This window comes from Methylobacterium nonmethylotrophicum, from assembly GCF_004745635.1.
Lineage (GTDB): Bacteria > Pseudomonadota > Alphaproteobacteria > Rhizobiales > Beijerinckiaceae > Methylobacterium > Methylobacterium nonmethylotrophicum.
In genome coordinates, this window is sequence record NZ_SRLB01000009.1 from 236,495 (window position 1) to 249,969 (window position 13,475).

Sequence of the window (13,475 nt, forward strand, 5' to 3'; positions counted from 1 at the left end):
ACAACCTCATCCTGAGGTGCTGGCGATCGAAGATCGCACGTGAAAGGAGCCTCGATGGAGGGCTCCAGATACCACTGCGATTGCTGGAGGCCTCCTTCGAGGTCAGTCGATGTTCATCGACTGACACCTCAGGATGAGGTTGAGGTTGGGATAGTGTTGCCAAGCAGGTCAAACAGGCTCTCAGGCTCGCCGGATCCTCCGACCACCGCGACATCACCGGTTCCGCCGCGCCGCGCCGGGATCTCCTCGAGCACGAGGAGGCCTGCCGGGTGAACCCGACAGGCCCCCGGGATCGCGTCCGCCTCAGCCCTTCTTCTTCGCCAACTGGGCGCGCGCGGCCTCCAGCACCTTCTCGGGGGTGAAGCCGAACTTGGTCTGCAGGTCCTTGATCGGCGCCGAGGAGCCGAAGGTGTGCATGCCCAGGATCGTGCCGGTGCTGCCGGCGTAGCGGTCCCAGCCGATCACCGAGCCCTGCTCGACCGCGACCCGCGCCGTCACCGCCGGCGGCAGCACGCCGTCGCGGTAGGCCTGGTCCTGCTGCTCGAACAGGTCCCAGGACGGCATCGAGACCACCCGGGCCTTCACGCCCTCGGCCGTCAGGGTCTCGTAGGCGCCGAGGCAGAGCTGCACCTCGGAGCCGGTGCCGATCAGGATCACGTCCGGCTGACCCCCGCCCGAATCGGCCAGCACGTAGGCGCCCTTCGCGACCCCGGAGGCGGGGGCGTACTTTTGGCGGTCGACCGTCGGCAGCGGCTGGCGGCTCAGCGCCAGCACCGCCGGCTGGTGCTTGAGCTGCATGATCACCCGGTAGGCCTCCGCCACCTCGTTGGCGTCCGCGGGCCGGAAGGTGACGAGGCCCGGGATGGCGCGCAGGGCCAGCAGGTGCTCGACCGGCTGGTGGGTCGGCCCGTCCTCGCCCACGCCGATCGAATCGTGCGTGAAGACGTGGAAGACCGGCAGCTCCATCAGGGCGGCGAGGCGGATCGGCGGCCGCATGTAGTCGGAGAAGACCAGGAAGGTGGCGCCGAAGGCGCGCAGGCCCACGAGGCCGAGGCCGTTGACGATCGAGCCCATCGCGTGCTCGCGCACGCCGAAATGGATGTTGCGCCCGCCCGGGGTGAAGGGCCCGAGCGTCCCGGCCTCATCGCCCTCGAGCTTGGTCTTGTTCGACGGCGCGAGATCGGCCGAGCCGCCGAGCAGCCACGGCACGCGGTTGGCGAGCGCGTTGAGCACCTTGCCCGACGATTCGCGGGTCGCGAGCCCCTTGGCGTCCGCCGGGAAGACCGGGATGTCGGCATCCCAGCCCTCCGGCATCTCGCCGGCGAGATAGGCGGCGAGGTCCCGGGCGAGGTTCTTGTCGCCCGCCTTCACCTCCTCGACCAGCGCCAGCCATTCCTCGCGCAGGGCCTTGCCCCGGGTGCCGATGCCCTGGCGGAAATTGTCGTAGACGCCGTCCGGCACCAGGAACTGGGCGTCCTCCGGCCAGCCATAGGCGCGCTTGGCGCCCTTGACCTCGTCGGGGCCGAGGGCGTCCGAATGGGCCTTGGGCGTGCCCTGCTTCGTCGGTGCGCCGTAGCCGATCACCGAGTTGACGATGATCAGCGTCGGGCGGTCGCCCGATTGCAGGAAGGTCTCAAGGGCGTGGGCGACCGCCACCGTGTCGTTGGCGTCGGCGACGCGCAGCACCTGCCAGCCATAGGCCAGGAAGCGGGCGGCGACCTCCTCGCTGAAGGCGAGGTCGGTGTGGCCCTCGATCGTGATGGTGTTGTTGTCGTAGATCCAGCACAGGTTCGACAGGCGCAGGTGCCCGGCGATCGAGGCCGCCTCGGACGCCACGCCCTCCATCAGGTCGCCGTCGCTGCACATCGCGTAGACGTTGTAGTCGAAGAGCGGCCGGTCGCCGTAGGCCAGGCGCTCGCCGAGGAAGCGGCCGCCCATCGCCATGCCGACGGAGTTGGCGACGCCCTGGCCGAGGGGCCCGGTCGTGACCTCGACGCCGGTGGTGAAGTGGTACTCGGGGTGGCCCGGGGTGCGGCTGTCGAGCTGGCGGAACGACTTGATGTCCTCCAGGCTCACCGCCGGGGCGTTCGCCCCGTCCTTCTCCGCCACCTCGGCGAGGTGGAGCAGGCTGTAGAGCAGCATCGAGGCGTGGCCGACCGAAAGCACGAAGCGGTCGCGGTTCGGCCAGTGCGGATGCGCCGGGTCGTAGCGCAGGTAGCGGTTCCACAGGGTGAAGGCGACCGGGGCGAGCCCCAGGGGGGCGCCGGCATGGCCCGAATTCGCCTTCTGCACCGCGTCGATCGTCAGCGTGCGGATCGTGTCGATGCTGCGCTGGTCGATCTCGCTGGTGCCGGCCTTCGGCTTGGTGTCGGCTGCGCTCATCTGGGGCCTCGTGACTTGAGGATAGGGCAGGGCGCCGCGACCGGGTTCAGGTCGCGGCTTCCTGGGCCGCCTGCGGGTGCATCACGGGCCGCTCTCGCCCGGATGCCCGGAAGCGTCCGGGTCTCCGCCGCGCTCCTTAGCGGGTCCGATCGCCCGACTGAAGTTCAGAAGCGTGTTGACGAGCGCGACGTGGCTGAACGCCTGCGGAAAATTCCCGACCTGGCGCTTGCGGACCGGGTCGTACTCCTCGGCCAGCAGCCCGACGTCGTTGCACAGGGAGAGCAGCCGCTCGATCAGGGCGCGGGCCTCCTCGCGCCGGCCCAGCCCGATCAGGTTGTCGGCGTACCAGAAGCTGCAGGGCAGGAAGGCGCCCTCGCCGGCGGGCAGGCCGTCGGTGGTCTGGCCTTGGGTGTCGTAGCGCAGCACGAAGCCGTCCTGCATCAGGTCGCGGCCGATCGCCTCGACGGTGCCGACGACCCGCGGGTCGTCCTGGGGCAGGAAGCCCATATGGGCGATCAGGAGCAGGCTCGCATCGAGGTCCCGTGCGCCGTAATACTGCACGAAGCTGTTGAGATCCTTGTCGAAGCCCTTCTCGCAGACCTCGCGGTGGATCTCGTCGCGGTTGGCGCGCCAGCGCGCGACCGCCTCGGCGTCGCCGCTCGTCGGCTCGCCGGCGGTCTGGGTCTCGTAGAAGCGGATCGCCCGGTCGAAGGCGACCCAGGCCATCACCTTCGAATGGACGAAGTGCTTGCGCCCGCCGCGCACCTCCCAGATGCCCTCGTCGGGCTCGCGCCAGACCCGTTCGAGGTGATCGAGGAGGGCGCGGCCGACCCGGACGCCGGACGCATCGGCCTGCATGCCGCGCTGGTGGGCCTGGAACAGGGCGTCGAACAGCTCGCCGTAGACGTCGAGCTGGAATTGCTGCGCGGCGGCGTTGCCGATCCGCACCGGGCGCGAGCCCTCGTAGCCGGGCAGCCAGTCGAGCTCGATCTCCGGCAGCAGGCGCTCGCCGGCGATGCCGTAGAGGATGCGGGCCTGCTCGGGGCTGCCGGCCACCGCCCGGGTGAGCCAGTCGCGCCAGGCCCGGGCCTCGTCGAGGTAGCCGGCATCCATGAGCGCGAGCAGCGTGAACGTCGAATCGCGCAGCCAGCAATACCGGTAGTCCCAGTTGCGCACGCCGCCGATCTGCTCCGGGAGAGAGGTGGTGGGGGCGGCCACGATGCCGCCGGTCGGCCGGTAGATCAGCGCCTTGAGGGTGAGGAGCGAGCGGGTCAGCACGTCGTCCCAGGGGGTGCCGCCGTGGCAGCGCCGGCACCAGGAGCGCCACCAGTCGGTGGTGGCGGCCAGCACCTTGCGGGGCTCGATCGGCGGCGGATCCTCCTCGTGCGAGAGCCCGTAGCTCAGCACGAAGGCGACGCTCTGCCCGGCCTCGACGGTGAACGCGGACACCGTGGTCTGGCCGATGCCCCTGAGGGGCGCGCGGGTGCGCAGGACCAGCTTGTTCGGCCCGGCGATCGCCCGGAGGTCGTCGTTCTCGCTGCGCGACACCCAGGGGACGGCGGAGCCGTAGTCGAAGCGCACCACCAGGTCCATGCGCATCGCCACCCGGCCGCGCACGCCCTCGACCAGGCGCACCAGGTGGGTGCCGTCCTCGACCGGCATGTAGTCGATGACCCGCACCGCGCCGTCGGCGGTCTCGTGGGTGGTCTCGAGGACCAGGGTGTTCTCGCGGTAGCACCGCGTGCTCGTCGCCGTGGCGGCGGGCGCGATGCGCCAGTGGCCGTGGTCCTCGCGGGTGCCCAGCAGGGCGGCGAAGCAGGCGGAGGCGTCGAAGCGCGGCCAGCACAGCCAGTCGACGCTGCCGTCGCGCCCGATCAAGGCGGCGCTGCGCCCGTCGCCGACGAGCGCGTAATCCTCGATGAGCAGCGCCATGGTGCGTCCCGAACGATGCCGTGACGCGGTTAGCTAGAGCGGCCTTCGCGTAAGGTCCAACAGGTCGCGGGCCCGGCGGATCTCGGATCCGACCGGCTCAGCGCCGGCGGTCGATCAGGTCGATCATCGCGGCGCCCGCATTGGTCACGCCGTCGCCGAGCGCCACCATGGTCTGCGCCACCATCCGGCCGGTCGGCGCGAAGGGCAGCCAGGGCAGGGGGCGTTCACCCTCCGCGCCGGCGCTCGCCGTGCGGGTCGCCTCCTGCGCCTTCTCCGGCGAGGCTTTGACGACCTTCAGCTCGTCGGGCCGCGCCGGCGGGCGCAGGCCCGCGAGGGACGGCACCGCCCGGGACCGCGGCGGGGCGGCGGTGCGGCGGAGCGTCCTGCTGTCGGCTTTGACCTCGGCGACCGGCAGGACCGGCGCCGCCGTCTCGGCCGGCAGGCTGGCGATCAGCGGGAATTGCTGCTCGAACTCGAGCGGGTAGGGCGCGCGGACCCGGCCCTCGCCGTCCGGGACGCTGCGGAACAGGTCGGCCCCCGGCGGCAGCGGCTGCACGGCCGCCACGTGCCCTTCCGGCGCCCGCGGCGGGGCGCCGCGCCAGTAGAGCGAGCCGGCCGCCAGGCAGACCGCCACGCAGGCGGTCGGCAGGAGCGGCAGGTAGCCCCGCGAGGCGCCCGGCAGGGTCCCGATGGCGTTCGCCGCCGTCGGCTTGCGCATCCGCCCGTTCTGCCGCATCCGAACCTCCCGCTTGACCGTGGCCGGAATGAAGCACCGGTTTCTGGCCGAAGCGGGGCCGTTTCTTTGCGCTTTCGTGTCTGGGATGACGTCCCGGGCCGACGGTCCGGCCCCCGCCTCCCACGGCCCGACATTTGCGTGATCCGACACCGACATGCCCGACCGCGCAACTCCCCCTCCGGCAAGCCCCGCTCCGGCCTCGTCCTCCGGGGAGAATCTCGTCATCGCCGTCGTCGACCCGAGCCGCGCCCGGGCCGCGATCCTGGAGGAGGGCCTGCGCGCCGTGGAGGGAGCCCGGGTGGTGGTGATCCCCGACACCGCGGACCTCCTCGACCGGCTCTCCGCCCTCTCGCCCGACGTGGTGGTGATCCATCTCGAGAGCCCGAGCCGCGACCTCCTGGAGCAGATGTTCGGCGTCTCGCGCCTCGTCGAGCGGCCGGTGGCGATGTTCGTCGACCGCACCGACACGCCGATGATGCAGGCGGCGGTGGATGCCGGCATCTCGGCCTACATCGTCGACGGCCTGCGCGCCGAGCGGATCAAGCCGATCATCGAGATCGCGATCCTGCGCTTCAACGCCTTCGCGCGGCTGCAGCGCGAGCTCTCCGAGGCCCGCAGCGAGCTGGCCGACCGCAAGCTGATCGAACGCGCCAAGGGCATCCTGATGAGCGCCAAGGGGCTGACCGAGGACGAGGCCTACCGGCAGCTCCGGCGCAAGGCCATGAACGAGAAGCGCAAGATCGTCGACATCGCCCGCGCCATCGTGACCGCCGCGGACCTGCTCGGATGAGGCTGCAGCTCGGCTACGTCCCGCTCACCGACGCCGCGGCGCTGATCGCGGCGGTGGAGCGCGGCTTCACGGCGGAGGAGGGGATCGCGGTCGACCTGGTGGCGGAACCCTCCTGGGCCACCCTGCGCGACCACCTGGCGCTCGGCCTCCTCGACGGCGCCCACATGCTGGCCCCGCTGGCGCTCGCCTGCCATCTGGGCCTCAGCGGGCCCCAGGCCCGGCTGATCGCCCCGGCGGCGCTCGCCCGCAACGGCAACGCCGTCACCCTGTCGCTGCCGCTCTGGCGGGCGCTGGATGCCGCATCCGACGCCCTGGCCGACGTGGCCCGCGCGCTGGCCCGGATCGCAGAGACCCGCGCCGCCGCCGGCGCGCCCCTGACGCTCGCCACCGTCCACCCCTATTCCAGCCACACCTACCAGTGGCGGCGCCTGCTGGCGCTCGGCGGCAGCCGCCTCGACGCGGTCCGCCTCGTCGTGGTGCCGCCGCCCCGCACCGTCGAGGCGCTGGAGCGCGGCCTGATCGACGGCTTCTGCGTCGGCGCGCCGTGGAACACCGTCGCGGTCGAGGCCGGGGTCGGCCGCATCGCGGCCCTCGGCGCCGTGATCGCGCCCGACTGCCCGGAGAAGGTGCTGGCGCTCCCCGCCGAGATGGAGGACCGGGCCGCCCCGCTGCTGCGGGCGCTCAAGCGCGCCGCCCGCTGGTGCGGCGAGCCCGGAAACCACGAGGAACTGGCCGCCCTGCTCGGCGCCCCCCGCCATCTCGGCCTCGATCCGGCGCTGATCCTGCGCGGCCTCGCGGGCTCCCTGCGGCTCGCGCCGGGCGGGTCCCTGGTCGAGGCGGGCGAGTACCTGGCGCTCGGCGAGGCGGAGCTGACCCCCGATCCCTCGGCCCTCGGGTGGCTGGTCGAGGAGATGACGGCGGCAGGGCAGATCGACGCGGCGGCGGTACCGGTGGAGGCGGCAGGGCTGTATAAGCCAGACCTGCTTGCGGTAGCGTGAGCCCTGATCCACTGTCAGAGGACAGTCTTCGGCCCTTCGATCAAAACCTCACCGCGTCGTCCTGCGGCTCGGCGCAGCCGAGAGCCCGGGATCCACAGGGCTGACTCTGCAGGCCGAGGCGGAACGCGTTCCAGCTCTCTCGAACACCGGTGGTTATGGATCCCGGGTTCCGCTGCGCCGCCCCGGCATTGCGTCCGAGCGTCGAACGCTCGCATCCGACCCGGAACACCCGCGGAGCAACGGGGCGCTCGGCCGATCGCTGCCCATCGGGGCGCCACCTCTCGGTCTGCCCAAGCCTTAATCACGACGGATCTGCCCATTCCCCATCCACTAGCCCATCATTTGTGCATCGCAGCAACCGGCCACGCTGCTCCGCCGGCACCTCCGGGCAAGCCGGGAATCATTTCAAGGTCAGCCACTTGAACGGCCCGCCGGGCGACTGGCACGGAACGTGCTCCTCACCTCTCGTCCGTCAGCGTCGACGGGCACCGACCGTCAGCAGAGCCGCTGACCCGAGTTCCCCTGTGGGCCCGCATCCGCGCGGCCGGCGGAAGACCTTGGGCGGCGGCTTTTCGCGTTCGGCCGGGCGCACCGGCTCGCGGCAACGACTTGAGGGCGAAGGATCGATGAGCAGCGTTGAGCACACCACGCGTCGCGGACTCCTCAAGGGGGCGGCCGGCGCCCTGTCCCTGGCGGCCGCCAGCCGCGTCGCCCTGCCGGGCGGCGCCTTCGCGCAGGGTGCGGGCCCCGAGGTGAAGGGCGCCAAGCTCGGCTTCATCGCGCTCACCGACGCCGCCCCGCTCTTCGTCGCCAAGGAGAAGGGGTACTTCGCGAAGTACGGGATGCCCGACGTCGAGGTGCTGAAGCAGGCCTCCTGGGGCACCACCCGCGACAACCTGGTGCTCGGCTCGGAGGGCAACGGCATCGACGGTGCCCACATCCTGACCCCGATGCCCTACCTCATCAGTGCCGGCCGTGTGACGCAGAACAACGTCCCGGTGCCGATGTACATCCTGGCCCGGCTCAACCTCGCCGGCCAGTGCATCTCGGTCGCCAAGGAGCACATGGGCGACAAGGTCGCCCTCGACGCGAAGCCCTTCAAGGCGGCGCTCGAGCGCAAGAAGGCCTCCGGCAAGTCGGTCAAGGCCGCCATGACCTTCCCTGGCGGCACCCACGACCTCTGGATCCGCTACTGGCTCGCCGCCGGCGGCATCGATCCCGACAAGGACATCGAGACCATCGTCGTGCCGCCGCCCCAGATGGTGGCGAACATGAAGGTCGGCACGATGGACTGCTTCTGCGTCTGCGAGCCGTGGAACGAGCAGCTGATCACGCAGGGCATCGGCTACACCGCGCTGACCACCGGCGAATTGTGGAAGGACCACCCGGAGAAGGCGCTCGGCATGCGCGCCTCCTGGGTCGACAAGCACCCGAACGCCGCCAAGGCCCTGCTCGCCGCCGTGATGGAGGCGCAAGCCTGGTGCGACAAGCCCGAGAACCGCGACGAGCTCGCCGGGATCGTGGCCAAGCGCCAGTGGATCAACGTCCCGGCGACCGACGTCGTGAAGAGGATGAAGGGTGAGTTCGACTACGGCGACGGCCGCAAGGTGTCGAACAGCCCGCACATCATGAAGTATTGGGCCGACAACGCCTCGTACCCTTACAAGTCGCACGACCTCTGGTTCATCACGGAGGACATCCGCTGGGGTAAGTTCGATCCCCAGACCGACAGCAAGGCGCTGATCGAGAAAGTCAACCGCGAGGATATCTGGCGCGAGGTGGCGAAGGGCATGGGCATCGCCGCCCCGACCTCGACCTCCCGCGGCAAGGAAACCTTCTTCGACGGCAAGGTCTTCGACCCGGCGGATCCCGCCGCGTACCTCAACAGCCTCGGCATCAAGAAGGTGGCGTGATGGCCCTCGGATTAAGCCTCGGGCGCCTCGGCGCCGCCAAGCAGGAGGGGGCGAAGGCTCCCCTCGTCACCCTCGCCAGCCTCAAGGGACTGGCGCTCAGGATCGTGCCGCCGCTCGTCGTGCTGGCGGTCTTCCTGCTGCTCTGGGAGGTTTTGTGCCAGCGCCCCGGCGCCGGCCTGCCGCCGCCCTCCCGCGTCGTGACCGAGGCCTGGGACATCATCGCCCACCCGTTCTACGACAATGGCGGCACCGACAAGGGGCTGTTCTGGCACATCTCCGCCAGCCTCCAGCGCGTGGCGCTCGGCTTCACCCTGGCGGTGGTCGCCGGCGTGCTGCTCGGCACCCTCGTCGGCCAGTCCGAATGGGCGATGCGCGGCCTCGACCCGATCTTCCAGGTGCTGCGCACCATCCCGCCGCTCGCCTGGCTGCCGCTGTCGCTCGCCGCCTTCCGGGACGGCCAGCCCTCGGCGATCTTCGTGATCTTCATCACCTCGATCTGGCCGATCATCATCAACACCGCGGTCGGCATCCGCAACATCCCGCAGGATTACCGCAACGTCGCGGCGGTGCTGCGCCTCAACGCGGTCGAGTTCTTCGCCAAGGTGATGCTGCCCTCGGCCGCCCCCTACATCTTCACGGGCCTTCGCATCGGCGTCGGCCTGTCCTGGCTCGCCATCGTGGCGGCCGAGATGCTGATCGGCGGCGTCGGCATCGGCTTCTTCATCTGGGACGCCTGGAACTCCTCGCACATCAGCGAGATCATCGTGGCCCTGGTCTATGTCGGGGTGATCGGCTTCGTGCTCGACCGCCTCGTCGCCGGCCTCGGCCACCTCGTCACCCGCGGCACCGCCACGGCCTGAGGGAGGCCACTCATGACCCATCTCAGCCTCGAACAGGTCGGCATCAGCTTCACCCGGTCCGGCCGCACCACGGAAGTGCTGCGCGACGTCAACCTGAAGATCGCCAAGGGCGAGTTCGTCTCGCTGATCGGGCATTCCGGTTGCGGCAAGTCGACGGTGCTCAACATCGTGGCGGGCCTGCTCAAGGCCTCGACCGGCTGCGTCCTCCTCGACGACCGGGAGGTCAACAGCCCCGGCCCCGAGCGCGCGGTGGTCTTCCAGAACCACTCGCTCCTGCCCTGGCTCACCGTGCGCGAGAACGTGGCGCTCGCGGTCGACAAGGTGCTGAAGGCGAAGAAGAGCAAGGCGGAGCGGCGCGACTGGATCGAGCACAACCTCGCGCTCGTCAACATGACCCACGCCGCCGAGAAGCGCCCGCACGAGATCTCCGGCGGCATGAAGCAGCGCGTCGGCATCGCCCGGGCGCTCGCCATGGAGCCGAAGGTGCTGCTGATGGACGAGCCCTTCGGCGCCCTCGACGCGCTGACCCGGGCGCATCTCCAGGACCAGCTGATGGAGATCCACCTGCGGCTCAAGAACACCGTCATCATGATCACCCACGACGTCGACGAGGCGGTGCTGCTCTCCGACCGGATCGTGATGATGACGAACGGGCCATCCGCCACCATCGGCGAGGTGCTGACGGTGCCGCTCGAGCGGCCGCGCAAGCGCCTCGAACTCGTCGAGGACCCGACCTACACCCACGCCCGGGCCGAGGTGCTGGAATTCCTCTACGCCCGCCACGCCAAGCCCGCCATCGCGGCCTGAGCCGATGACAGCCGCGCTTGCGCCAGAACGCCTCGTCGTCATCGGCAACGGCATGGCCTCGCTCCGCTTCCTGGAGCGGCTGACCGAGGCGGCCCCCGGCCGCTTCGACGTCGCTTGCGTCGGCGCCGAGCCGGTGGCGGCCTACAACCGCGTGCTCCTGTCCTCGCTGCTCGGCGGCGAGGTCGACGAGGCCGCCTGCACCTTCCGGGGCCTCGACTGGTACGCCGAGCACGGGATCACCCTCGTCACCGGCGCCCCCGCCACCGCGATCGACACCGCGGAGCGCATCGTGCAGGTCGGCGAGGGGCTGGTCCTGCCGTACGACAAGCTCGTGCTCGCCGTCGGCTCGGTGCCGATCCGGCTGCCGAAGCCCGGGATGGACCTGCCCGGCGTCATCACCTTCCGGGACCTCGCCGACGTGGCGGCGATCCGCCGGGCGGCGGTGGCGGGCGCGCGGGCGATCGTGATCGGCGGCGGGCTGCTCGGGCTCGAGGCGGCGGTGGGTCTGGCGCGGCTCGGCGTCGACACCACGCTGCTCCACGTCATGGACCGGCTGATGGAGCGCCAGCTCGACCACGCCGCCGCCAGCCTGGTGCGCGAGGCGATGGAAGCCCGCGGGGTCCGGGTGATGCTCAAGGCCGACACCGCTGCGGTCGAGGGCGACGGCAAGGTCGAGCGCCTTCGCCTCGCCGACGGCACGGTGCTGCCGGCCGACCTCGTGGTGATGTCGGTGGGCGTGCGCCCCTCCACGGCGCTCGCGGCGAGCGCCGGGCTCGCTGTCGGCCGCGGCATCCGGGTCGACGACACGATGGCGACCTCGGTGCCGGGCATCTACGCGCTCGGTGAGTGCGCCGAGCACCGGGGCATGACCTACGGCCTCGTCGAGCCGGCCTACGAGCAGGCCGAGGTCCTGGCCCGCCACCTCTGCGGCGTGCCCGCGGCTTACGCCGGCACCGCGCTCGCCACGAGCCTGAAGGTCTCGGGCCTGCCGGTCTTCTCCGCCGGCGTGGTCGACGTGCCGGACGGCGCCGAGTCCGTGACCTGGAGCGATCCGGCCTCGGGCCTCTACCGCAAGCTCGTGATCGACGACGACCGCCTGATCGGCGCGGTCTTCGTCGGCGACGTCGCCGAGCAGGGCTGGTGCAAGGCCCTGATCCGCACCGGCGACGCCCTCGGCCCCGATGATCGGGACGACCTGATGTTCGGGCGGCACGCCGCAACCGGTCGCCCCGCCACCCAACCCCTCGCAGCGTGAAGGAGCCCGCGATGGCCGACGACTTCAACGCCGAGCAGAAGCGCTACCTCGAAGGCTTCTCCCACGGCATCGCCGCACTCCGCATGACCGGCGGCCTCGCCGCCGGCGGCACGGCCGCCGCGCCCGCCGCCGAGCCGACCGGGCCGGACGCGATCCACATCAAGGCGCAGGACCGCACCGTGAAGAACGGCGGCAAGCTCGCCGAGCAGGAGAAGTGGAAGCGGGCCGAGAACCCGTTCGACGGCCACAACCGGCTGATCGCCGAGGCCGAGGCCGGCAAGGCCCCGAAGCCGGAGGACAATTTCCGCTGGCGCTATCACGGGCTGTTCTGGGTGGCGCCGGCCCAGAACTCCTACATGTGCCGCCTGCGGATCCCGAACGGGATCCTTCACCACTGGCAGTTCGCCGGCATCGCCGACCTCGCGGACGCCCATGGCGGGGGCTATGCCCACGTCACCACCCGGGCGAACCTCCAGGTGCGGGAGATCGCGCCCGAGCACGGCCAGCCCTTCCTCGACGGCCTCGTCGATCTCGGGCTCACGGCGCGGGGCACCGGCGCCGACAACATCCGCAACGTCACCGGCTCGCCGACCGCCGGCATCGACGCGCAGGAACTGCTGGACACCCGGCCGCTCGCCAAGTCCTGGCACAACCACATCCTCAACGACCGCTCGCTCTACGGCCTGCCGCGCAAGTTCAACGTCGCCTTCGACGGCGGCGGCGTGCTGCCGGTGCTGGAGGAGACCAACGACATCGGCTTCCAGGCGGTCGAGGTGACGGAAGGCGCCGCGGTCGAGCCAGGGATCTGGATGCGCCTGGTGCTCGGCGGCATCACCGGCCACCGCGACATCGCCCGCGACACCGGCGTGGTGCTGCGGCCGAAGGAGTGCAACGCCGTCGCCGACGCGATCGTGCGGGTCTTCATCGAGAACGGCGACCGCACCAACCGCAACAAGGCGCGGATGAAGTACGTCCTCGACGCCTGGGGCTACGACAAGTACCTCGCCGCCGTCGAGGAGAAGCTCGGGCGCAAGCTCGAGCGGGTCGATCCGGCCCACGTGAAGCCCCGCGGCGGCTTCGACCGCTACGCCCATGTCGGCGTCCACAAGCAGGTTCAGCCCGGCCTCAACTGGATCGGCGTGGTTCTGCCTGTCGGCAAGATGACCACCGACCAGATGCGGGCCTTGGCCGAGGTCGCCCACGAATGCGGCGACGGCCAGATCCGCCTCACCGTGTGGCAGAACTTCCTGTTCTCGGGCGTGCCCGACGATCGCGTGGCGGAGGTCGAGTCCCGCGTCGCGGCCCTCGGGCTCTCCACCAAGGCGTCGAGCATCCGCGCCGGCCTCGTCGCCTGCACCGGCAACCGCGGCTGCAAGTTCGCGGCTTCCGACACCAAGGGCCACGCGCTCCTTATCGCCGACCACGTCGAGGCGGCGGTGCCCGGGCTCGACGTGCCGGTCAACGTCCACCTCACCGGCTGCCACCATTCCTGCGCCCAGCACTACATCGGCGATATCGGGCTCATCGGCGCCAAGGTGGTGGTGAGCGAGGAGGGCGACACCGTCGAGGGCTACGACATCGTGGTCGGCGGCGGTTTCGGCGAGGCGGCCAAGATCGGCACCGAGATCTGGAAGGCCGTGAAGGCCGAGGACTGCCCCGGCCGGGTCGAGACCCTGCTCACCGACTACCTCGCCCATCGCACCGGCCCGGAGGAGAGCTTCCAGGCCTACACCGCCCGCCGCGGCCCCGAGGCGCTGAAGGCCTTGGCCGGCGAGCGGATGCTCGAGGCGGCGGAGTAGCCG

The 13,475-nt window shown here is 71.0% G+C and carries 10 protein-coding genes; 7 read left to right on the forward strand and 3 right to left on the reverse strand.

Features of this window, described 5'->3' with window-relative positions; translation table 11 throughout:
* Positions 1 to 303 precede the first annotated feature (303 nt).
* The 3 genes from tkt to EU555_RS14400 form a co-directional block, all read right to left on the reverse strand.
* A complete protein-coding gene (gene tkt, locus EU555_RS14390) occupies positions 304 to 2,382 on the reverse strand; it encodes a transketolase (protein ID WP_135415322.1) in 2,079 nt (692 codons plus the stop codon).
* Between the two features lie 81 nt (positions 2,383 to 2,463).
* The gene (locus tag EU555_RS14395) at positions 2,464 to 4,314 is read right to left on the reverse strand and encodes a glycoside hydrolase family 15 protein (protein WP_135415323.1); all 1,851 of its coding nucleotides are present in this window, start codon (positions 4,312 to 4,314) and stop codon (positions 2,464 to 2,466) included.
* Between the two features lie 97 nt (positions 4,315 to 4,411).
* On the reverse strand, positions 4,412 to 5,050 hold the full coding sequence (locus tag EU555_RS14400; RefSeq protein ID WP_135415324.1) for a hypothetical protein: 639 nt from the start codon (positions 5,048 to 5,050) through the stop codon (positions 4,412 to 4,414).
* A gap of 154 nt (positions 5,051 to 5,204) precedes the next feature.
* Between EU555_RS14400 and EU555_RS14405 the strand changes: the two genes are divergently transcribed.
* From EU555_RS14405 to EU555_RS14435, 7 genes are all read left to right on the forward strand, one after another.
* On the forward strand, positions 5,205 to 5,840 hold the full coding sequence (locus EU555_RS14405; protein WP_135415325.1) for an ANTAR domain-containing response regulator: 636 nt from the start codon (positions 5,205 to 5,207) through the stop codon (positions 5,838 to 5,840).
* Positions 5,837 to 6,838, forward strand: a complete 1,002-nt coding sequence (locus tag EU555_RS14410; RefSeq protein WP_135415326.1) for a CmpA/NrtA family ABC transporter substrate-binding protein — start codon at positions 5,837 to 5,839, stop codon at positions 6,836 to 6,838. Before EU555_RS14405 ends, EU555_RS14410 begins: the two co-directional genes overlap by 4 nt.
* Before the next feature lie 626 nt (positions 6,839 to 7,464).
* Positions 7,465 to 8,751: a CmpA/NrtA family ABC transporter substrate-binding protein gene (locus EU555_RS14415; RefSeq protein WP_135415327.1), complete on the forward strand. Its 1,287-nt coding sequence runs from the start codon at positions 7,465 to 7,467 to the stop codon at positions 8,749 to 8,751.
* Positions 8,751 to 9,611, forward strand: coding sequence for a nitrate ABC transporter permease (gene ntrB, locus EU555_RS14420; protein WP_135415328.1), 861 nt, complete (start codon positions 8,751 to 8,753; stop codon positions 9,609 to 9,611). The genes EU555_RS14415 and ntrB overlap by 1 nt, the downstream gene beginning before the upstream one ends.
* A gap of 12 nt (positions 9,612 to 9,623) precedes the next feature.
* The gene (locus EU555_RS14425; protein WP_135415329.1) at positions 9,624 to 10,418 is read left to right on the forward strand and encodes an ABC transporter ATP-binding protein; all 795 of its coding nucleotides are present in this window, start codon (positions 9,624 to 9,626) and stop codon (positions 10,416 to 10,418) included.
* 4 nt (positions 10,419 to 10,422) lie between these two features.
* Positions 10,423 to 11,673 (forward strand): NAD(P)/FAD-dependent oxidoreductase, encoded by a 1,251-nt coding sequence (locus EU555_RS14430; RefSeq protein WP_135415330.1) that lies wholly within the window; start codon positions 10,423 to 10,425, stop codon positions 11,671 to 11,673.
* Positions 11,674 to 11,684: 11 nt separating this feature from the next.
* Positions 11,685 to 13,472, forward strand: coding sequence for a NirA family protein (locus tag EU555_RS14435; protein WP_135415331.1), 1,788 nt, complete (start codon positions 11,685 to 11,687; stop codon positions 13,470 to 13,472).
* Positions 13,473 to 13,475: the final 3 nt, after the last annotated feature.

Bases quoted from the DNA above. Each gene is read 5' to 3' on its own strand.
- EU555_RS14395 (WP_135415323.1), bottom strand. From the start codon at position 4,314: ATGGCGCTGCTCATCGAGGATTACGCGCTCGTCGGCGACGGGCGCAGC.
- tkt (WP_135415322.1), bottom strand. From the start codon at position 2,382: ATGAGCGCAGCCGACACCAAGCCGAAGGCCGGCACCAGCGAGATCGAC.
- EU555_RS14415 (WP_135415327.1), top strand. From the start codon at position 7,465: ATGAGCAGCGTTGAGCACACCACGCGTCGCGGACTCCTCAAGGGGGCG.
- EU555_RS14405 (WP_135415325.1), top strand. From the start codon at position 5,205: ATGCCCGACCGCGCAACTCCCCCTCCGGCAAGCCCCGCTCCGGCCTCG.
- ntrB (WP_135415328.1), top strand. From the start codon at position 8,751: ATGGCCCTCGGATTAAGCCTCGGGCGCCTCGGCGCCGCCAAGCAGGAG.
- EU555_RS14400 (WP_135415324.1), bottom strand. From the start codon at position 5,050: ATGCGGCAGAACGGGCGGATGCGCAAGCCGACGGCGGCGAACGCCATC.
- EU555_RS14435 (WP_135415331.1), top strand. From the start codon at position 11,685: ATGGCCGACGACTTCAACGCCGAGCAGAAGCGCTACCTCGAAGGCTTC.
- EU555_RS14425 (WP_135415329.1), top strand. From the start codon at position 9,624: ATGACCCATCTCAGCCTCGAACAGGTCGGCATCAGCTTCACCCGGTCC.
- EU555_RS14410 (WP_135415326.1), top strand. From the start codon at position 5,837: ATGAGGCTGCAGCTCGGCTACGTCCCGCTCACCGACGCCGCGGCGCTG.
- EU555_RS14430 (WP_135415330.1), top strand. From the start codon at position 10,423: ATGACAGCCGCGCTTGCGCCAGAACGCCTCGTCGTCATCGGCAACGGC.